Below are 22,076 nucleotides of genomic sequence, written 5' to 3'. Positions count from 1 at the left end.
AATACCCCCAAACGTTGGTATTACAGCGTTTTTTTGCTGTCTAAAACCGTTACACAATTGAAAAATAACTATTGCTTCTTTTGTGATAGTCTATTTATAGGCAAAAAAGTTTTGAGAGGGGTATAACAAAAGTATGAATAAGAAATGGTTATTACCGATTTTTGCATCTTTCATGTTATTTTCAACTACTAATATAAATACTGCTGAAGCAGCGACTAAAGCAGATGTTACAGATACAGCTTCTAAATATTTAGGTGTTCCATATAAATACGGCGGCACAACGACTAGCGGTTTTGATTGCTCTGGCTTTACTTCTAAAGTATTTTCAGACTTAGGTATTCAACTGAACCGTACGTCAGGCTCACAGTATCAACAAGGTACTGCAGTAGCAAAGAGCGATCTTCAAGTGGGCGATTTAGTATTTTTCAATACAAGTGGTAGTGGTATTTCACATGTGGGTATATACATAGGTGATGGTAAAATGATCCACTCTCAAACTGGCCAAGGTGTAAGCTATTCAAATGTTGATGATCCGTACTATTGGGGTTCTCGTTATGTAGGGGCTAAACGTGTTGCTACATTTGATGCAGCTGAAGTAAAACAAGCAGCCATTGACTTTTCAGTCTATGCTTCTCGTGCTGAGGTAGCTGTACAAATTGCAAAAGCTTTGAGCTTAGATACATCCAATACAACTACTAGTTTCGTAGATGTTAAACCAACAAGTGCCAATGCAGGTGCTATCGCAGCAGTAGAGAAATTAGGAATCTTTGAGGGCGATGCTAACGGTAAGTTCAACCCAGCTTCACCAATTACTCGTGCGCAAATTGCAAAAGTATTAGTTTTAGCATTTGGCCTTGAAAATCAAGGTGACACAGTAGCATTTAGTGATGTACCACAAGATAGCTGGGCTAGTAGCTATGTTTCTATTCTTGCATCAAATGGTATTACAAATGGTGATGGAGATGGAAGCTTCGGATCTGACGAGCTATTAAAAATCAATCAACTAAAAGTATTTATTGATAGAATTCAACAACGATAATTTTCTGTAATTTACAGTAAATTGTGTTATAGATTGCAAGAAATGATCTTTTGAATAACGTATAATGGAAGAAGGGTTTGCAATCGCAGACTCTTCTATTTTTATGATAATTTTGTAGGAAAGGGGTTGCTTGGAAAAAATTAATTTTAACAGTTCTATTGTATGATGCGTAATTTAGCTAATTTTGTTAAAATGGACACGTTAAGAGAACAAGAAGGGAGGAAATAAGACATTGAACATCAAAAAACTTAGTCTTATCTTGTGCGTCTTATTCATTTCGGCTTCTATGTTAACGATACATAGTGCAAGTGTCAGTGCAGCTACTAATTCAAATATAACATTTGAAGATGTCACTAAAAATCACCCAGCCTATGAAGAAATCAATTATTTAGTAAATTTGGGTGTGATTCAAGGCTACTTTGTGAATGGTAAAAGAGTCTTTGGCCCAAATAATAGTGTAACAAGAGGACAAGCAGCTAAAATGGTAGTTGTTGCTTCAGGTAACAAACCATTAGTCGTGAATAAATCAAGCTTTTCAGATGTTACAGTCGGCACAGAAATGTCAGGTTACATAGAACGTGCTGTACAATTAGGATTATTCGACAAAAATATCAAAGGTCAATTCCTACCGAACAAGCCTCTAACTCGTGGTGAAATGAGTTATGTATTAACAAAGGCATTTAATTTAGATACTAGTGAATATGAGGGAATTGACTCACCATTTACGGATGTAGGAATCACACATGAATATGTGAAATATATTAATACTATTTATTATAATGGTATTACAAATGGGACAGGTAAAACGTATTTACCAAGCAGCACAGTAACACGTTCACAATTTTCACTATTCGTTGCACGTGCAAACAATGAAAAATATCGTTTAGAATTGCCCGTGAAAGGCTCGTCTGTGCCTGATACATCTCAAGTGATTGGCTTAGTAAAGGTGACAACAGATGGCTTAAATATCCGTAAAACAATGGATTCTAGTTCTAACGCTAACATTGTAGGTAAAGTGAATACAGGCGGTAAATTATCAGTCTATGCAGTAGAAGGCAATTGGTTAAAAGTAACCTATAAAGGTGCCTACGCTTATGTCTTTAAACAATATGCACAATTTTTAGATGCAGATGGCAATGAATTAGGTTCAGTAGAGAAAGAAGTAACACCTAAATTTAATATCAATTTATATGTGAAACCAACTTCTTCATCTAAAGCCATTTTAACGATCAAAAATAAAGAAAAATTACCAGTTTATAAGCAAGTCGGTGGTTATTACTTAACACAAGTTAATGGTTTACCAGGTTATGTCGTTGCAGCAAGCACAGAAGATGCTGTTGTTGAAGAAAAGCCTGACCCAACACCACCACCAACTACACCTCCAGCTTCAGGAGAAGTACTAGGAAGAGTAACAGTTGATAACCTCAATGTACGTAGTCAAAGTAATTCAACTTCAGCAGTGTTATTTAAATTGAACAAAGGAAAGTATGTCCAAGTTCACAGCATTAATGGTTATTGGGCAGAAATCACATATGATGGTCAAACAGGATATGTTCATAAATCCTATATCAAACTATTAAATCAAAATAATAAGCCTTTACAAAACCGTATTATCATTCTAGACCCAGGTCACGGTGGTAAAGATCCAGGGACTGTAAAAGGTTCTGCTGCTGAAAAGAACATTACATTAAAAGTTAGTACACAAGTGAAGCAATTACTAGAGAATGCTGGTGCCAAAGTTTATATGACACGTACTGGTGATACGTATCCATCATTACAAGATCGTGTAGACTTCACTCAAGCAAACTATGGTGAGATTTTCGTTAGTGTCCATGTCAACTCTGCTGCCAATGCGTCAGCACAGGGTACTGAAACATATTATGCAATATCTACTGGAGATATGTATCAGGAGGACATTGATTTAGCTACATTTGTTAACAACCAAATTGTTAACAATTTAAACATGAAAAACCGTGGTGTGAAGCAAGAGCAATACTACGTAATTCGTAATATGGTCATTCCATCTATTTTAGTAGAACTTGGTTTCTTAACGAATACTGAGGATAACAATAAAATGACAAATGACCAATACGTTAAACTATTTGCAGAATCTATTTACAACGGTATTTTGCAATATTATAAAAAACAATAAGTTTTAAGAAACGATTCCAAAGGTGTACAAGCTTTTGGGATCGTTTTTTCTTACTTTATACATACCCCACTTCGTGAAAATCAAACAAACTATGGAAAGCAGTTAATGGAGATCATTTAAATTTGAGAGTTTGCCTTTGTTTTCTTGGGACGAAGAGTATTATTGAATGATCATAGAGAACGTTTACGATATTTCTCACACAATAAATAAATCTGCGCAAAGCGATAAGAAATCATTGAATGAGTCTTTACAGATGCGATAGAGAAGAGTAAATAGCACAATGAATCGAGTTGAACATCTCGATTCATTGTGTCGACAGTATAAAAATGGCTGCCTTGCTTGAAGGCAGCCATTTGCTATTATTTCACGGTATTGATGAACTTAATATAATCTTTACTAATATAGGCTGGTTCCGTGTGAAGTTTATCTGAAATCACTTGATACCAACCATTTGCACTTGTATCTGTAACAATTACCGGCATATTACTTTTACTAAATGTAAATAATGGGCTTTGACTTGTTGATGCATCTGCACGAACATTCAGACCAGATGTTGTAGTTAGTGCAATTTTATAAGGGTTATTTGCATCTTTAAAGCCTAATGATTTTTCAGCACGATAGTAGTGTCCAGCGATTTTAGCGCCCCAGAAAGGATCAGAGGCATATTTTACGTTAAAGCCGATAGCCTTTGAGCCAACAACTGCACCATTCGTATAACGTCCGCCTGGTGTAATATAATTTGGCTGTAAAAACTTCTCAACAAGCTCATTAATATTGGCGCTAACACTATCAAACTTCTTGTTCAGTGGATTCGTGTCATAAACATATAATCCAAATAGATTGTTCAAGTTTTGAGCGTGATCACTCATACCATAGGCACTCTCATGCTGTGCAAGAGCTAGGATCAGCATAGCGTTGATGTGAGCGTTAGCTTCTATGTCTTTTAATACAGAGCCTAAGCCAATTAGCTTACTTTTTGTTGTAGCATTCTTATAAATAGAAGCACCAGAGCTTTCTACTTCCGCTAGTTTATTCATAATATATTGATCGATCTCTTCGGCTGTATAGTGGGTTGTAGCACGAGCAGGTAAGAATTGATAGTAATTGTAGCCTTCTCCTTTGGAAGAGCCGTTCGCATTGGTGAAATTAATGCCATCCCAGCTAAAGTATTTTTCACCTTGCTTCATAAAGCTAGGAGCCTTACCGTAGACGTAACTAGATGTATATTTATTTGTTTTATAATCGTATAAAGTATGTTTTATTTCGCCATTCTCATTTGTGTAATAAGAACGTCCCTTTACTAAAGCAGAGGGAATTAAGCTAACGTCAGCCTGTTTTAAATAGCCTACATGACCAGCTAAGCGCACCTTTACTTGTGTAGCATCGCTGCCTAGGTATTCCATTTCTGTATTACCAGCAACTGCGATTTGATCCTTAATTGTTTCAGAATTCAGTGCAACATAATTATTCGTTACAACGTAACCTGAAGTCATTTTGATAATTTTATTATTTTGCGTAATCACGAACGAGCTATTTGACATCGCTTTTTCAGCAGCCTCAAAGCTAGTGAAAGTTTGCTTGTCTACTAGAGTACCATTTGAAATTTCTTTCATAATATAGGCAGTTGTATTCTCATCATTCCCCGTATTCCCATTGTTATTGGAATTTCCATTATTCTCAGTATTTCCACTGTTTTCATTACTGCCTGTATCAACTTGGTCAGCAAGAAGAATTAAACGAAGGATGAATGTAGAAGCTTCACCGATTGTGGCATTATCTCTAGGTAAGAACATGCCATTAGAGCTTCCTTTAATAAGCCCTAATTGTGCACCAATTGCAACATCCTGACGGAAATCTTTGAAAATAGTGGCATTATCCTTGAATGTAATAGAGGAAGTGCCTTTTGGTATTTTTAAATAATCAACAGCTCTAATGAGCATAACTGCCATATGCTCTCTTGAAATATTTGCGTCTGGCTTAAATGTGCCATCTGTATAGCCTGTGATAATTCCAGCAGTAGCAGCAAGTTTAATTTCTTTTGCATACAAATATGTGTCAGGGACATCTGTAAACGTTATCGCGCTTTTTGTGTCCAAATCTAAAGCTTTTGCTATGTATGTGGCAAATTCACCGCGTGTAACCGTTGCATTTGGACGATAGCTGCCATTTGTATCTTTAAGTAAAGCCTCTTTGGAAATTAAATAACGCAGCCCGCTTTCATGCATATGTCCTGACAGCTCATCAGCATAGGCTGATTGTGGTTGCCAAATAACTAGACCAACAAGCATCATGAGCAACATAAAAATTGATAGTTTTTTCATAGTTTTACCCTCCTAAACTGATATCATTTTAACAAAGTTATACAATCAATATAAGGGTCAAATGTTAGAAATCACTTAAAATATACCAGCTTATTATAGGTAAATAGTATTCTTTCGGCATGTGTAGAGAGAATTAGACAAGAAGCTAAACAGGGGAGTGAACGAAAAATTACATGAGTTTCTTCTATTATATATGTTATTTATGTTAGTACATAAAAATAAAGCCATACTTGTTTACTAAGAAACAATGTATGGCTTTTATGGGAAATGCTAATTAAAGCATTTCTGAAGTTGTTTTAGCTTGCATATGCAGTTGTAGGTAGTCTGGGCCACCAGCTTTTGAGTCTGTACCTGACATGTTAAAGCCACCAAATGGTTGGTAACCTACGATTGCACCTGTACAGCCACGGTTGAAGTAAAGATTTCCTACATGGAAGTCTTGACGAGCTTTTTCTAAGTTCATACGGTTTTTCGTGATAACTGCACCTGTTAAGCCGTATTCTGTGTCGTTTGCGATGTCAATTGCTTGGTCAAAGTCTTTTGCTTTTGCAATCGCAACAACTGGTCCGAAGATTTCTTCTTTCATAATACGAGCTGAAGGATCAACGTCAGCGAATACTGTTGGTTGTACGAAGTAACCTACTGAATCGTCAGCTGTACCACCAGCTACTAGACGGCCTTCGCCTTTACCGATTTCAATGTACTCAGTAATTTTGTTGAAAGCGGCTTGGTCGATAACTGTTGCCATGAAGTTGCTGAAGTCTGTTGGGTCTCCAACTGTTAAAGCGTTTGTTAATTCAACCACGCGCTCTACTACTTGGTCATACACATCTTCTACGATGACTGCACGAGAACATGCTGAACATTTTTGACCTGAGAAACCAAATGCTGATTTCACGATCGATTGTGCAGCTAACTCTAAATCCGCTTCTTTATCGACAACGATCGTATCTTTACCGCCCATTTCAGCGATAACACGTTTAATCCAAATTTGACCTTCATTTAATACAGAAGCACGTTGGTTAATACGTAAACCAACATCACGTGAACCTGTGAAGCTGATGAAGCGCGTTTTTGGATGATCGACTAAGTAGTCACCCACTTCAGCACCAGAACCAGGTACGAAGTTAACAGCTCCAGCTGGAAGACCAGCTTCTTCTAATACTTCAATAAATTTATATGCTACAACTGGAGTTGTTGACGCTGGTTTTAATAACACTGTGTTCCCTGTTACTAATGCAGCTACTGTTGTACCAGCCATGATTGCAAATGGGAAGTTCCACGGAGAAATAACAATACCGATTCCTAATGGAATGTAGTCATAACGGTTGTATTCACCTGGACGGCTTTCTACTGGTTGTCCATCTTTAATGCGTAGCATTTGGCGACCATAGTATTCTAGGAAGTCGATAGCTTCTGCTGTATCTGCATCAGCCTCTGCCCATGGTTTACCAGCTTCTTTTGTTAATAATGCAGAGAATTCATGTTTGCGACGACGGATAATCGCTGCTGCTTTGAAAAGAACATCTGCACGAATAGCTGGATCAACTTTTTTCCAAGTTTTAAATGTTTCATCTGCTGCTTGCATTGCTTTTTCAGCTAAATCTTTGCTCGCTTTAGAAACGCGGCCAATCACTTCTGTTTTCTTTGCAGGGTTATATGAAACGATTTTATCTTCTGTTGTAATGCGTTCGCCACCGATAATTAGTGGGTAGTCTTGACCTAAGTAACCTTCAACTTTATTTAAAGCCTCTACATAAGCATTATAGTTTGCTTCTTGTGAAAAATCTGTAAATGGTTCGTGTTTGTATGGAATCATGTGAGTTTCCTCCCCTGGATAAAGAGTGCCAAATGATTATGCACCTTTAAAGATTTTATTAATTATATAATGCAATATTATTTGGCATTAATCAACTCAAATATTAAAACTTTTTTTAATTTTTGTATCTGTCTTTCTTATTGGTGTTAGAATAAGCTTAATGGAATGCAGGAGGACAAGATGGATAATAATGTATTACAAAGTATTTATAAATACGTCATTGAAAAAGGTGATATGGGAATTTGCGTAGTAGATACAGAAGGCAAGTTACTCATCTACAATAAAAAAATGCGAGAATTAGAAGGCGTTAATGAAGACGAGTATGAGGAGAGACGAGCCTTAGAGATTATTGATTTCGAAATTGAAAAAAGTGATATTTATAAGGTCCTAAGTTCTGAAACGCCAATTCTCAATGTTAAAAAAACGTATTGGAATAAAAAAGAACAAGAAGTGACCTACATAAGCAATATTTATCCGTTGCACTATGAAGGTGCTTTAGTGGGGGCTGTGGAATTTGCCCGAGATATTACACAGCTTGAATATATGATGTATCAGCCATTAAGAAGATATGGTGCCCCTTTGACATTTGATATCATTACGGCTGTATCGTCAGTTATGAAGGATGTTATTGAAAAGGCAAAGATTGTAGCGTTAAGTAGAATGCCTGTTGTGCTAATAGGAGAGTCAGGCACAGGGATTGATATGGTGGCCGAGGGTATTCATCATGATCTAAAGGTGCAAAATGATATGTTTATTGCTTTAATTTGCCGTCGAGACGAGAAAACGGTGTTAAAGCAATTCGAAAAATACATTGTTGAAAAAGAAAAAATCACCTTCTTTGCCGAGCGAATCGAATATTTATCGCTTGAAGCCCAGGAAAAGATTGTTGAGCTTTTCAACAACCATCCAAATCATCAGCATGTTTTAATCGCAAGTGTTGGCAAAGACCCGATAGATTTAATTCAAAAGCAAGAGTTATCCAAAAAGCTTTACCGACTATTTTCAGGGATCACCATTTATGTGCCACCGTTACGGGAAAGAAAAGAAGATATTATGCCCTTTATTGACGATTATTTCAAAAGGCATCGTGACAGCTTTGGCTCTTCCATCCAAGGGCTTTCCGAAGAAGTGCGAGAAACGTTTTTAAAGTATGATTGGCCAGGGAATTTAAAAGAATTAGAAGTTCTTTTGGATGAAATCACGTCATTGATCACAAATGAAACGATAGTGGAATCGCATATGCTGCCCGTTCATTTCAAGTGGAAAATCCAAAGCTCCTGTGAGGAAGCGGAACAAGAAGTTCCAACGAGTGACTTGTTTGTTATTAAAAATCAACAGGACATTCGACCGTTAGATGTCTACATGAAGGAAGTAGAGGAGTATTATATTTCAAAAGCATTAGACTTTCATCAAGGGAATATTTCTAAAACTGCAGCAGCACTGGGCATTCGTCGACAAAGCTTACAATATCGTGTGAAAAACTTTAAGCTCAATAAAAAAAGCGAAAACATTGATTAACGATGTTTTCGCTTTTTTGATGTAATGATAGAGCTAAGTATTTAACCCTTCAGTTTTTATTTTCCTTTTTTAGAAAGACGGCCAAGTGCAAATGCTGCTGCACCGATGCCGATTGCTACGTTCGTTTTTTTATTAAACACTTGTTTTGTTACAAGCGTTAAATTTTGAGGACGTTCAGCTAAACGGCGCATAAAGTATCCATACCAATCGTTTCCAAATGGTAAGTATGTGCAGAAGTTATAGCCTTCACGAGCAAGATCTAATTGCATTTCTTTACGGAAACCGTATAACATTTGGAATTCAAATTTATCATTTGGAATATTGTGCTGTTTCACAAATTGCTTCACATGGTTGATCACATTATGATCGTGTGTAGCGATAGAAGTGAATTTACCATGTAACAAATGATGTTCAATTAGTTTTAGGTAGTTACGGTCGATATCGACTTTTGATTGGTACGCTACATTTTCTGGCTCTTTGTAAGCACCTTTTACAATACGTAAACGGAAGTTTTTGTATTTTTCAATATTTTCTTCTGACTCAAAGAAGTAAGCTTGAATAACTGTACCTACGTTATCAAATTCTTTGTGTAACTCCTCCAATAATTCAAAAGAGCTGTGTAAACGTTCGTAGTTTTCCATATCGAAATTCACGAAAATATTATATTGATGTGCAAGAGCTACAATCTCTTTTAAGTTTTCGTAGCAGAATGCATAATCAATATCTAAACCTAATTGTGAAGGCTTAAGTGAGATGTGCGCATCAAGCTGCTCATCATGAATCGCTTGCACGACAGCTAAGATATTATTTTTTGCAGCAGTTGCTTCTGATTTTTCGTAAACGAATTCACCTAGGTTATCGACTGTACAAGAAATATTAGCTTTGTTTAATTCTTTAATCGATTGCACAACTTCAGGTAAGCTTGTACCGGCAACAACACTTTGAGCACCCATTTTTAGCCCATATTTTTGTGCAGCACTATTTAATAATTTGTTCTCTGATAAGTAAATGAAAAAATCACGTAATACCATCATATGCCTCCAAAATTGAAAATTTTAAATTCTTGGCGATTATAACACTTTTTCTGAAAAGTAAAATGGTTTGATTTTTAGAAAAAAATTTTTTTGAGGGAGGGAAATGGGCTAAAAGTATTGTGGGGATTGACTTTTTATGAGCTAAATATACAAACAAAAAAATTTTTTTCAAAAAAAAAGACTTTTCAAAATAATAGATTTGCATTATGTTGGTAAGTATATGTGTAAAATGATATTATTGTAATTTTCGGAAATTTAAACGAGTAGGTTTTTGGCACTAAACTATTATTTTGACATAATTTTATGTGAAGAAGAATAGTGGATATCTTAGAAGAAATTCTTGGATATCCACTTTGTATTTATCGATGTAAACAGCATATAAATATTAGTTTATAGTAAAAAAAGGAGGGTGTATTCTTAGTAAATAGTGTATAATTATGGTTAAATTATGAACAAATTGTTAAAAATAGTTACTTTTGATTTAGAATAGTGTGTCTATCATACAGAAGATATATGATTACTCTAAACTAAGATAAGGTGGAAAGTATGCCGAGAGGGAGAAAATTTAATTCAAATGGTGAACGAAGCAAACAACTATTACTTGAAAAAGCGATAGAGCTTTTTTCCGATAAAGGTTATCATCATACAAAAATTAGTGACATTGTAAAGGCAGCTAATGTAACACAGCCAACCTTTTATTTGTATTTTAAAAGTAAGGATGCACTTTATAACGATTTGAATACACAATTTCAAAGTGGATTTTTTGACGTGATGAATAATAAGTCAGCAGAAATTGTTGAAAATGGATTGCAGGGCTTTGTCGCTTTGCTAGAGCAAAAGTTAGTAAACCTATTTGTTTACATCGTTGAAAATCCGAAATTAACGAAAATAGGTTTTATTGAATCGGAGCAATCAAGCTTAGTGAAAATCCAATTGACACAGCAATTGATCCATCTTATTTATCTTCATGATTGCGACAAAGATTTGCAGCTGTGTAATGTGGATATCAAAATAATGATTGATAGTTTAGTAGGTTCAATAGAAAGATTAATAGTAACCAATTTATTAGAACGTAAAAGATTACCTGCTGAACTAGCGAATGACATTGTCCAATTATATTTTTGGAAAACAAAAGAAGTGGTATAAAAAATCCTCTCATCGATATTTGCTATCGCTGAGAGGATTTATTTATTTATTTATTTTTATATGCTGATAGTAGCCTTTTTGTACTTTGCTATGTGTATTTGGATGAATAAGTAGCATATATTCTTGGTCTGGTGATAACGGCTTTGTTGGTGTAACAATAAGTGTTTGCCCCTCAACTTTAGCAGTTGCCGAAACTTCATTAGCCCCTAAAGCAACAAGCTGAACACGACCCTTAGTAATTTGCGATGAGACTGGTAACGAAACTTTTACCGTTATTTTTTCTTTATTTGCGACGTTCTTCACAGTAGAGAGTTTTTTATATTTTGGATATTGCTCCTTTATTGCATCAAAATGTGCTTGAAAAATGGGAGCGGTTGTCGTTTGAATATTTGGTTTGACACCTACTTCATGAATAGTCTGACGAGCAGGTCCTGTGAATCTACCGACAGTTAGCTTTAGGTAGCTTCCATCATGAAGCGTATAAAAGCCCTGCATAGCACCTTTACCATATGTTGTTTCACCGTATAAAATAGCGGCTTTTTGGTCTTTTAATGATGCAGAAAGCATTTCCGAAGCACTAGCACTATAACGGTTGACTAAAATACGTGTATTTGCTGGGAACTTCGTATTTTGCTGAACTGCTGGGATTGTATAGGAGTCATGTGCTTCCTCCAACAAATAAGCTACTTTTGCAGATGGGAATAGTCCTGTCATTTCTTCCGCTGTTGTCACGTAGCCGCCACCATTATTTTGTAAATCCAAGATGAACGATTTAGCACCAAGCTGTTTTAGGTCAGTAAGAGCTTTTTTGACGAGCTGTGCACCATCTTCAGAGAATGAAGACATTGCTATATAGCCGACATTACCAAACAGTAATTCAGAGTGTACATTTGGTAATGTAAACTGTTTACGGGTAATCGTTTTAATCGATGTCGTTTCATTACTATGTTTCAAAGTAACATTCACCTTAGTACCTTCATCACCGATTAAGAGGGAAGAGGCTTCCTGCGTAGAGCGCCCCGCTATGGTCTCGCCATTTATACCGATAATGATATCTCCTGCCTGAACACCTGCCTCAAAGGCACCGCTGCCTTCAATGACTTGTAAAATATGAATGCCATCTTCATGTTCTTCAATCACTACACCAATCCCAATCGTTGATAGATTGATACTGTTCATGTAATCTTCAAATTCTTTTTTTGTAAAATAAGTTGAATAGGGATCGAGCATATCGATGATTTCTTTGATGGATGTGGCATTCTCTAAATCTCCATTGATTGTCCCCACATACGTATTACGAATAATTTCCTTCATTTCTTTGACTAGCTGTGGTTCATTACTAGCAGCGTGAGTAGTCGCGAATGGTAAGAGGAAAAAGCTTAAAACAAAGACAAAAGACCATATTAATTTTTTCATAGGACACCTCTTTTCTAGAGCTCAATCTTTAAATGCACCATTCTACTAAGGTGTAAGTAGATGGATACATTTAACAATTGACTATCTGATTTTTATTATACATCAAGCGAAGTTGATATGGGGGCTTTAATAAACAGAAAAAATCTACTTCCTACTAAACAGGAAGCAGATTGAGAGGACTATTTTTTGAAAAGCTTATGAATAATAAAACCAATGAATGCACCGATAATCGCTGGCAATAACCATCCTAGATTTTGCTCATAGAGCGGCAATGCTTTAAGCACATTTTCATATGGTTCGATTGTAATTTTCATTTGCTTGAAGCCATCGTATAGACTGACAAAGAAAGTTGGAATAAGCGCTAAAATATAAACAACTTGTCCACCTTTAAAGAAATGATCAGCTAACGATAACACCATCAATACCATAGCTAATGGATAAATAATTAACAGGACAGGTAGAGATGCACTAATAATTGTTGAAAGTCCAACATTTGTAATGGCTGCACTTAAAATAGTGAATACAATTAAAAATGTTTTATATGAAATTTTAGGGAACAGCTTATGAAAATATTGGGCATTGGCCGTCAGTAAACCGACTGCTGTTGAAATACATGCTAGTAAAATAGTCGCAGACAAAATAATACTTCCAAAACTACCGAAGAGCACTTCAGCAGATTTTGCAATAATATCTCCACCATTTGTGGAGGAACCAATTGCCTGAATACTTGTGTTACCGATATGGCTAAGTGAGATATAAACAAATGATAAGCCGATAGCAGCAACGACACCTGCAAAAATCGTCGTATTGACTTGCTTTTTCGTATCTTTCATTCCCATATCACGCAATGCTTGTAAAATAACGATACCGAAAACAAGTGCACTTAGTACGTCCATTGTTAAGTAACCTTGTACAAAGCCTTCTGCAAAAGGAGACCCAATATATTTTCCTACAGCTTCTCCTGGCTCGCCCATTGGAGAGATAAAACTTTTAACAGCTAGTAATAAAATAACAAGAAGCAATGCGGGTGTTAGGATTTTTCCTACTCGGTCGACAAGCTTCGAAGGATTAATAGATAAGTAAAGAATTAAAGCAAAAAACAAAATAGATGTGATGAATAGGGGTGCCCAATGATCCTTCATAGCCTCAGGAAGAAATGGCACAATACCTATTTCATAGGACACGGAGCCAGTTCGTGGTACAGCGAAGAATGGCCCAATGGCTAAATAGACAATTGATGTAAAGATCACTCCAAATGCAGGGCTGACGCGATTGGCTAACAGTTGTAAATCGCCCCCTGCTTTTGCGACAGCAACAATTGCTAGTAATGGTAAACCAACACCTGTAATTAGAAAGCCGATCATGGCTATCGTAATGTTCTCGCCGGCTTGTTGACCTAATAACGGTGGAAAAATAATATTACCAGCACCCAAGAACAAGGCAAATAGTAGTAATCCTACTGCTAAATTTCCTTTGATGAAATGCAAGATGTTTTTCATAAGTATAAAAACTCCTTTAAGATTGAAAAGATAAAACTTTCTAAAAATTTTAAATACAGAAGTGTATGTTATCATAGGAACGCTAATCTTGCAATGTATACATTATCGCAATATAGTCGGATTTCGTCGTATTTTATAGGTTTGCTAGAATGTTTGAAAAATAGTCAGTATTTCCGATTTTTCTTCAGGTAGTTATCTAGTATGATAGACACACAAGGAAATATTCTAGCACGAACGGAGGCACTTTGGAATGCAAAATACGAAAAAATGGAGAATTCTTGTTTTAAGCACTATTGCAACTTCATTTTTAGCACTACAACCAGCAGAAGCAGCAACATATACCGTACAAAAAGGAGATACTTTATCCAAAATCGCCCATAATCACCAAGTCACGATTGAGGATATCATGAAGTGGAATAATCTATCAAAAGATACGATTTATGTAGCACAAAAGCTTGAGATTCAAAAGCAAGCAACGAATGAGGGGAAAAAACCTTCAGCACCATCACCATCTGTGAAACCAACAGCTAGCTCTCATACTGTAGCGAAAGGTGACACATTATCAAAAATAGCAAAACAATATAATGTGACAATTAAGGATATCAGGGATTGGAACAAGCTTGAGTCAGACATCATCTATATTGGACAGGTGTTAAAAATTACTTCAGCAACAGTGAAACCCGACAGCAATCCTATACATAATAATGTAACTTCAGATGCGGGCACACCATCCAACGTAACAGCTAAAGACCCTACAGCAAATGGACAGGCAATCTATAAAAAAACAGTTGAAGTTGCCAATACATTGGTTGGCACTCCATATCTATACGGTGGTAATACACCAGTAGGATTAGACTGTAGTGGCTTTATTTTTTATGCCTTTAATCAGGGGGGCTTAAAAATAGCAAGAGCAAGCAGTGAAGGATACTATAATGGCAATACAACGCATGTAGAAAATCCGGTACCTGGGGATTTAGTATTCTTCGAGAATACCTATAAAGAAGGAATTTCTCATATGGGCATTTATCTTGGCGATAATAAATTCATCCATGCGGGCACAGATGGGGTAGAAATTTCGGATGTGACATATTCGTACTGGTCTTCTAAGTTAGTAGGCTATAAACGTTTTGATGGCGTGAAATAAGAAAAGAAGCGATTTTTGCTTAGGCAAAGATCGCTTTTTTGTGAGTTCAATGAAACATAAAACCCCCTTCCAGTTAAGTTAGAAGGGGGTTACATGTTATTGTGTTACACGTGCTGTCCAACGAGAAAGGTCAGCATCTTTTGCATCAACAAGCTCGGCTGGGAAAATAAATGTCCAAGGCTTTGTTGAATTAGGTTGTACAGTTAAGATTGGATCCATTTTAAATGAACCCTTGGCAATTTGTTTGCCTGTAGCATCGATAATTTCTAATGGTAATTGTTCTAGATTAATCGCTTTATTGTGACCATTACGGATAAAAATAGAGACGTTTAAATTACCATTGTCAGCTAATTTAGCCTGTAAGCCTGTGAAGTTTACCTCTGTTTCACCTAGCTTCGGTAGTGTTTTTACAATTTTTTCAAGCTCTTCTTTTTGAGCTGCTGGTAGTTGTTTTTCCCATGATGGATCTAATTCTAATTGGTGACCACGAAGGGAAATAAGATTAAAGGCAATTTTCCAGCCATCTTCAGGTACTTCATCTACTTTAATTGAAGATTTTTCGAATTCAAAAACCCAAGGACGAGCACTTTCAGCAGGGATTGTGCCAAGTTCTTTAAAATCGAATTTTTTAGAAGCTACAAGCTCATCATTTTTATTCATGATGAAAAGTTCAATTTCACCTAGTTCAATCGCTTGTGGTAAAGAAGAACGGAAAAATGCACGCACTAGCCATTTTCCACCACGTGCTTCTTCAATACTAATAGAAGAAAGCGATAATTGATTTGGTTTCAATGGTTCTAGCTCATTAGCTAGGAAGTTAAAAATATATTTTTGCTCCTGAGGTACGTCCCATTCTGGGTGGAAGGACAGCTTTGTTTCAACATCACGGTTATCACCTTTATTTGTTGAAACATTTCCTAGTAAGTCCTTAGAGTCAATTGTGTTTTCTTGAACGACTTTGTCCGATTTTTTAAAGAATGAAAATAAGCCCATTATTGTTCCTCCTGTTGTGCCTCAACTGTTTTCATGAAGCCTGTAATTTCTATAATGATAGAACGGCGTAATTCTTGGAAGTTCTTCCCGAATAATTCAAGCCCTTCTCGTTGGTAAATTCGCATTGGATCCTCTTGTTGATAATGACGTAAGCCAATACCTTCTTTTAAATGTGTCATGGCCTCTAAATGCTTGACCCAGCCACTATCGATGTAGCTAAGCATGATTTGAGGTAATACTTCCATGACTCTTTCGTTTTCAGCAAACCTCTCCATATGGTCGAGTAGTTCCTGTTCAGAAGGCTGAATATCAGCTAGGATTTGCTTTACTTTTCCTACTTCACGATCGATTGAAACAGGTGTAATGAACAGAGAGTTAAGAGCTTGCTCCATTTGATCATAATCCCACTCCATAGATGATACATCTTCTGGTGCAGCGTCATGCACAGCAAAATCAACAGTTTCACGCAGCATTTTTTTTAGCTCGCCCATCAAATCTTCACCAGCTAAAATTTTATCGCGTAGTCCATAAAGCACGGTACGTTGATCATTTATAACATCATCTAATTTTAAGTTATACTCTCGCATGCCATATTGTGAACCTTCAACAATACGCTGTGTACGGTCAATAAGCTCTTGAACCTCTTTATTTTGAATGATTCCATTTTCGTCTACGACCATTTTTGCAGAGAATTTTTCAACTTCTTCTTTTGCGTAACGACGGAACATATCATCTTCAATAGAGAGAATGAAGCGGCTTTCGCCTACGTCACCTTGACGACCAGAACGACCTCGTAGCTGATTGTCCACACGACGGCTTTCATGCTTTTCTGTACCAATTACATATAAACCACCGAGTTCATGAACTTCTTCACCTAGCATAATATCCGTACCACGACCAGCCATATTTGTCGCAACTGTAATACGACCCTTTTGACCTGCCTGTGAAATAAGCTCAACCTCTTGCTCAACGGTTTTTGCATTCAGTAATTGGAATGTTAATTTTTCTTTTTTCAGATAGTCAGCCACTGTTTCAGACTGTAAAATCGAAGTTGTACCAATCAGAATTGGCTGGCCTGTTTCATGACGTTTTTTAACCTCAGCTGCAACATACTTATATTTTGCTTCTTGTGTGCTAAAAATAATATCAGGCTGATCGACACGCTGACGTGGACGGTTTGTTGGGATTTGCACAACTTCCATCCCGTACACTTCTCGAATTTCTTTTTCCTGTGTTTTCGCTGTACCCGTCATCCCGGAAAGCTTCGGATACATACGGAAATAGTTTTGAATCGTAATTTGCGCTTGTGATTTATTTTCATCTGTAATTGTTACGCCTTCCTTGGCTTCAATCGCTTGATGTAAGCCATCAGAAAGTGAACGGCCTTCTAAAATACGGCCTGTAAACATATCGACAAGTTCAATTTTATCTTCTTTCACAATGTAATCTACATCGCGTTTGAACATAACGTGTGCACGAACAGCTTGGATTACATAATGGAAAAGTGTTTGATGTTCTAAGTCATAAAGATTGTCAATATTGAAGGCAGCCTCAACCTTTTCAATACCTTTATCTGTTAGGGAAGTAGCTTTCGTTTCTTCATCGAAATCGTAGTCTTCTTCTTTCTTGAAACGTTTAGCTAACATAGCAGCAATGCGATGTAATTCATCGTTAGAAGGCATTTTACCTGCGATAATTAACGGTGTTTTTGCTTCATCGATTAATACACTATCCACTTCATCAATAATGGCGAAGTGATAAGGACGTTGCACTTTATCTGCTAGGCTATAGGCCATATTGTCACGTAAATAATCGAAACCAAATTCAGTCCCAACACCGTATGTAATATCTGCATTATAAGCTTCTTTTTTCGCATCAGCTTCCATCATCGGTACATTTAAACCAACAGTTAAGCCAAGGAAACGATGGATTTGACCGACTAGCTCATAGTCACGCTTTGCTAGGTAATCATTTACTGTGATGACATGAACACCTTTACCTTCTAATGCACGCACATAGGAGGGAAGGGAGGCAACTAGTGTTTTACCTTCACCTGTTGGCATTTCAGCAATATTACCTTCTGTTAATACAAGACCACCGATAAGCTGTACATCAAAATGACGCATTCCTAATACACGCTTTGAGGCTTCGCGTACAACAGCAAATGCGTCCGGGATGATAGATGTAATAGGCTCACCATGCTCTAATTGATCTTTGAAAATAAAAGTCATTTCTCGTAATTCGGCATCTGACTTGTTGACATATTTTTCTTCAAGATTGTTAATTTGATCTACTATTTTATAGTAGCGTTTTAATTGACGAGCACTTGTTTGCTCTTTGTTACTTTTGAAAATTGAGAACATGAAATATACGCTCCTTTAAAGTTGTCTAAATGCTAGACACTCCATTATTCTATCAAATTTTGCGAATGGTGACTACAATTGACTATATAGGAATCTATTAATGCTAAAATGTACAAAATATTTGTGAAATCGTGGAAAATGTTTAGAAAAAGTATATTTCAATGCTTGTTCATGCTATAATCAATGTGGATTTCAATGTAGATTATATTTTTTTGAGGAGGAGAGACATGCTTTACGTGTCTTTAATAGCAGCATTTGTTGCATCCATTTTGTTAACTCCATTAGTGAAACGTTTAGCGTTTAGAATAGGTGCAGTTGACGCACCAAACTATCGAAAAGTACATGCTCGAATTATGCCAAGACTTGGCGGTTTGGCGATTTTTCTTGCCTTTATCATCGGTGTGACGATTTTATATTCGTTTTTAGTCGATACGAAACATGGTAGTAATGAAGCTTTATTAGCTATCATTATTGGTGCTTGTATCATCGTTGTTACAGGTGTTATTGATGATATGCGTGAGATTTCCGCTAAAGCAAAAATGCTTGGTCAGCTAATTGCTGCACTGATTGTTGTTTTTGTAGGCGGTATTGATATTGATATGGTTAATCTACCGTTTTTAGGTACATTAGACTTTGGTTTACTGAGTATCCCATTAACAATTATTTGGATCATCGGTATTACCAATGCCGTAAATTTAATTGATGGCTTAGACGGTTTAGCTGCAGGTGTTTCTACGATTGCACTTATTACTTTAGCTGTAATGGCATTTATTATGAGCAATGTATTTGTATTAGCGTTAGCAGCCATTTTAGCTGTAGCTTCACTTGGTTTCTTATTTTATAATTTCCACCCAGCAAAAATCTTTATGGGTGATACAGGGGCACTGTTCCTTGGATTTATGATTTCCGTTCTAGCATTACTTGGGTTTAAAAATGTTACATTCGTTTCGTTAATCATTCCAATTATTATTCTTGGTGTACCGATTTCTGATACATTCTTTGCGATTGTTCGTCGCGTACGTATGAAGAAAAAATGGTCTGATCCAGACAAATCACATTTACACCACCGTTTATTGGATATGGGCTTCACACATCGTCAAACGGTACTAATTATTTACGGTATCGCGATGATGTTTGGATTAGCAGCGATCATTTTCTCTATGGCAAAAGTTTGGGGCGCAATTTTACTAGTAGCTGTCATCCTAACAGCCATTGAAATCTTCGTTGAGATCATAGGGCTTGCTGGTAAAAACTATAAACCATTATTAAACTTTGTACGGATCTTTAGTAAATAAAATATATCAATCATACATATTGTGTGATTGCTCCGACCGTAGTCAAACTCAAAAATTTGAGAGTTTGACTACGGTTTTTTTATAGCCATGGCTCGAACTGTTTTTATCCAGGGTTTATGGATCCTGCTTTTCTATTATAGGATTGTTGCTCTAATTTTTTTTTACATAAACACCTTCTATTAAGTACGAAATTAAATCAATGGAGAAATGTTAACAATTGATTAACTGGTACTGCAACAACATAGGAAAGAATATTCAACACAGTTTTATGTATAGGAAATGAAAGGGGAGAGAAACTAAGTGAGCTAGTTTATTTGTGTTATGACAGGGTAAGAGAAAAGGGTAGCCAATTATCAAAGGATTGTAATACAAAAAGACCATAGACAAGAAAGTTTGTCTACGGTCTAAAAAGTTTTTATTGTTTATTCAATGACTGAATCATCATCACTAGCAGCACTGTTTGTTCCTGTATTGCCACTTGTTAGGCTTGATGATTGTTCATTTATGCCAAGATGGTTCTTGAAAATTTCTTTTACTTCTTCAACAGAATCCTGATTTAACTGGTAATAATAAATACCAGTTGACATATCGTCTGTACCGTCCAATGTTAAAGAGTCGATACGTGGTGCGCCTTTTGATAAATAAGATATGAAGGATTTCATTTCAGTGAATGTCATATCTGTTTTCATATTATTACCAAGAGCTTTGATTACATCATCATATTTTGTGATGCCATCAATAGAAGCGACTTTTTTAATAATCGCTGAAAGAATTTCTTGTTGACGTTTACCACGCTCGATATCGCTATCTTGCTTACGTGTTCTTGCGAGTGCAAGTGCTTGGCTACCATCTAAATGCTGTAAGCCTGGCTGTAAGTTAATTGTATACTTATCGAATTCATCTAATTCATGTAAAGCATAAGGTACTTCTGCTTCAATACCGCCTAAAGCATCAACTACATCAATAAAAGCATTGAAATTCATACGTACATAGTAATTGATAGGAATATCAAATAGGTCTTCTACTGTTTCAATAGTAGTAAGTGTTCCACCCATTGCATGCGCATGAGTAATTTTATCTTTATAGCCTACTTTAGGAATATAAACGTAAGAATCACGAGGAATGCTTAACATTTTAATTGTATGGGTTTTATTATTTAGTGTAGCTAAAACAAGAGCATCGGAACGTGAATGATCCGAACCTTGTCCACGATTATCACTATCATCAACCCCGACAAATAAAATAGATACATTATCATGTACCGGTTCTACTTTTTCTACACTTTGCTTAGAAACCTGTCGACCTTCTAATTCCTCATATGCTGAGTCTGCGGCATGCTCTACCTGTTTAGTAAGGTAAACAGCATAAGCCGTTACACAAATTACCAAGCTGGCAACTAATAGTAGTGTAACTTTTATAATTAATGAAGCTTTAGAAGACCTCTTTTTGTTCGGACTTACAGATCTTTTTTTCATAATAGATATATTCTCCTCTAATTATTGGGAATAATAATGCGATAAAGCTAAATTTTATTCAATTACTAAGAAGTAAACATGTGGTCAATAAAATAGCCTAACAAAAAAATTATACTATGCGTATTTAGTTTCGACAATTAAAACTAATCATTTGACAATAAATTCTACAAATTGAGCATCTTCGAATGTGATGGCTGCTTGTCCATTTGTCATTTCTGTTATCCAACTTCGGAACTGTTCTTCTTCCTCTTTTAGGACAGAAACTATGATTTCTACACCCTCTAAATAGCGAATTTCCTCTAACGTATAGGACGAACCTCTTATTTCATTTTCTACTTTTCCGAGCCAAGTGTAATCAATGCCAACATTCAGGAAATGATGAAGTTTGCGTTCAACCACCTGGGCAGCTATAAGACCTTCAGTTGTTGCTTTTCCATAAGCGCGAATAAGGCCACCGCCACCTAATTTAATTCCTCCAAAATAGCGAGTCACGACGACGACAGTATCTTTTAAGCCTTGTTTTTTTAAGACCTCTAACATAGGGACGCCAGCCGTACCACTAGGTTCCCCGTCATCATTCGCTTTTTGAATATGATCATGCTCTCCAATAATATAGGCTGAGCAATTATGAGTTGCATTATGATGCAATTTTTTTATACGATCTATAAAAGAAATTGCATCCTCTTCCGTTTCTGCACGTTCTATATAAGTGAGAAAGCGGGATTTTGAAATGACAATTTCGCTTTCACCATAACCTTTTACTGTTAAATAGTTTTCTCTCATCCGTATCAATCTCCTTTTAACTAGAGTTCTATTCTATAATTTTCGTGAAGAAAAAGCATTAAATTTTAGCATGGTAATG

15 protein-coding genes are annotated in these 22,076 nt (G+C 36.3%); 6 read left to right on the top strand and 9 right to left on the bottom strand.

The window, feature by feature from the left end:
• The first annotated feature begins 133 nt into the window (after positions 1–133).
• Both ABC382_RS12485 and ABC382_RS12480 read left to right on the top strand, forming a co-directional pair.
• Positions 134–1,039, top strand: a complete 906-nt coding sequence (locus ABC382_RS12485) for a C40 family peptidase (RefSeq protein ID WP_274795596.1) — start codon at positions 134–136, stop codon at positions 1,037–1,039.
• Positions 1,040–1,271: 232 nt separating this feature from the next.
• Entirely contained in the window at positions 1,272–3,191 is a 1,920-nt protein-coding gene (locus tag ABC382_RS12480; RefSeq protein ID WP_312504927.1) for an N-acetylmuramoyl-L-alanine amidase, read from the top strand.
• 359 nt (positions 3,192–3,550) lie between these two features.
• Here ABC382_RS12480 and ABC382_RS12475 read toward each other — a convergent pair whose 3' ends face one another.
• Entirely contained in the window at positions 3,551–5,512 is a 1,962-nt protein-coding gene (locus tag ABC382_RS12475) for an S-layer homology domain-containing protein (protein WP_322611277.1), read from the bottom strand.
• A 274-nt stretch (positions 5,513–5,786) separates the two neighbouring features.
• Positions 5,787–7,331: an L-glutamate gamma-semialdehyde dehydrogenase gene (pruA, locus tag ABC382_RS12470; RefSeq protein ID WP_412926876.1), complete on the bottom strand. Its 1,545-nt coding sequence runs from the start codon at positions 7,329–7,331 to the stop codon at positions 5,787–5,789.
• 180 nt (positions 7,332–7,511) lie between these two features.
• Between pruA and ABC382_RS12465 the strand changes: the two genes are divergently transcribed.
• Positions 7,512–8,849: an AAA-type ATPase lid domain-containing protein gene (locus tag ABC382_RS12465; protein ID WP_412926875.1), complete on the top strand. Its 1,338-nt coding sequence runs from the start codon at positions 7,512–7,514 to the stop codon at positions 8,847–8,849.
• A gap of 56 nt (positions 8,850–8,905) precedes the next feature.
• Here the strand turns inward: ABC382_RS12465 and ABC382_RS12460 are convergent, their stop codons facing one another.
• The gene (locus ABC382_RS12460; RefSeq protein WP_274797265.1) at positions 8,906–9,880 is read right to left on the bottom strand and encodes a proline dehydrogenase family protein; all 975 of its coding nucleotides are present in this window, start codon (positions 9,878–9,880) and stop codon (positions 8,906–8,908) included.
• A 549-nt stretch (positions 9,881–10,429) separates the two neighbouring features.
• Between ABC382_RS12460 and ABC382_RS12455 the strand changes: the two genes are divergently transcribed.
• On the top strand, positions 10,430–11,029 hold the full coding sequence (locus ABC382_RS12455; protein WP_412926874.1) for a TetR/AcrR family transcriptional regulator: 600 nt from the start codon (positions 10,430–10,432) through the stop codon (positions 11,027–11,029).
• A gap of 42 nt (positions 11,030–11,071) precedes the next feature.
• Here the strand turns inward: ABC382_RS12455 and ABC382_RS12450 are convergent, their stop codons facing one another.
• Positions 11,072–12,445: a S41 family peptidase gene (locus ABC382_RS12450; protein WP_412926873.1), complete on the bottom strand. Its 1,374-nt coding sequence runs from the start codon at positions 12,443–12,445 to the stop codon at positions 11,072–11,074.
• A gap of 179 nt (positions 12,446–12,624) precedes the next feature.
• Complete coding sequence (gene brnQ, locus ABC382_RS12445) at positions 12,625–13,944, bottom strand: branched-chain amino acid transport system II carrier protein (RefSeq protein ID WP_274795603.1); 1,320 nt, start codon at positions 13,942–13,944, stop codon at positions 12,625–12,627.
• 250 nt (positions 13,945–14,194) lie between these two features.
• On the opposite strand from brnQ, the gene ABC382_RS12440 reads away from it, so the two are divergent.
• Positions 14,195–15,088, top strand: coding sequence for a C40 family peptidase (locus ABC382_RS12440; protein ID WP_407132829.1), 894 nt, complete (start codon positions 14,195–14,197; stop codon positions 15,086–15,088).
• A 96-nt stretch (positions 15,089–15,184) separates the two neighbouring features.
• On the opposite strand, the gene ABC382_RS12435 is transcribed toward ABC382_RS12440, so the two are convergent.
• Positions 15,185–16,081 (bottom strand): accessory Sec system S-layer assembly protein, encoded by an 897-nt coding sequence (locus ABC382_RS12435; protein WP_412926872.1) that lies wholly within the window; start codon positions 16,079–16,081, stop codon positions 15,185–15,187.
• On the bottom strand, positions 16,081–18,444 hold the full coding sequence (secA2, locus tag ABC382_RS12430) for an accessory Sec system translocase SecA2 (RefSeq protein WP_412926871.1): 2,364 nt from the start codon (positions 18,442–18,444) through the stop codon (positions 16,081–16,083). Before secA2 ends, ABC382_RS12435 begins: the two co-directional genes overlap by 1 nt.
• Before the next feature lie 227 nt (positions 18,445–18,671).
• On the opposite strand from secA2, the gene ABC382_RS12425 reads away from it, so the two are divergent.
• Positions 18,672–19,739, top strand: a complete 1,068-nt coding sequence (locus ABC382_RS12425; RefSeq protein WP_312504916.1) for a glycosyltransferase family 4 protein — start codon at positions 18,672–18,674, stop codon at positions 19,737–19,739.
• 422 nt (positions 19,740–20,161) lie between these two features.
• On the opposite strand, the gene ABC382_RS12420 is transcribed toward ABC382_RS12425, so the two are convergent.
• Complete coding sequence (locus tag ABC382_RS12420) at positions 20,162–21,214, bottom strand: LCP family protein (protein ID WP_412926870.1); 1,053 nt, start codon at positions 21,212–21,214, stop codon at positions 20,162–20,164.
• A 147-nt stretch (positions 21,215–21,361) separates the two neighbouring features.
• Positions 21,362–21,997: a YigZ family protein gene (locus tag ABC382_RS12415; RefSeq protein ID WP_274795609.1), complete on the bottom strand. Its 636-nt coding sequence runs from the start codon at positions 21,995–21,997 to the stop codon at positions 21,362–21,364.
• Positions 21,998–22,076 lie beyond the last annotated feature (79 nt).

The organism is Lysinibacillus phoenicis (assembly GCF_047238325.1).
GTDB lineage: Bacteria > Bacillota > Bacilli > Bacillales_A > Planococcaceae > Lysinibacillus > Lysinibacillus irui.
Note: the sequence above shows the minus strand (reverse complement) of the source record. Positions and strands in the feature narration are given on the sequence as shown.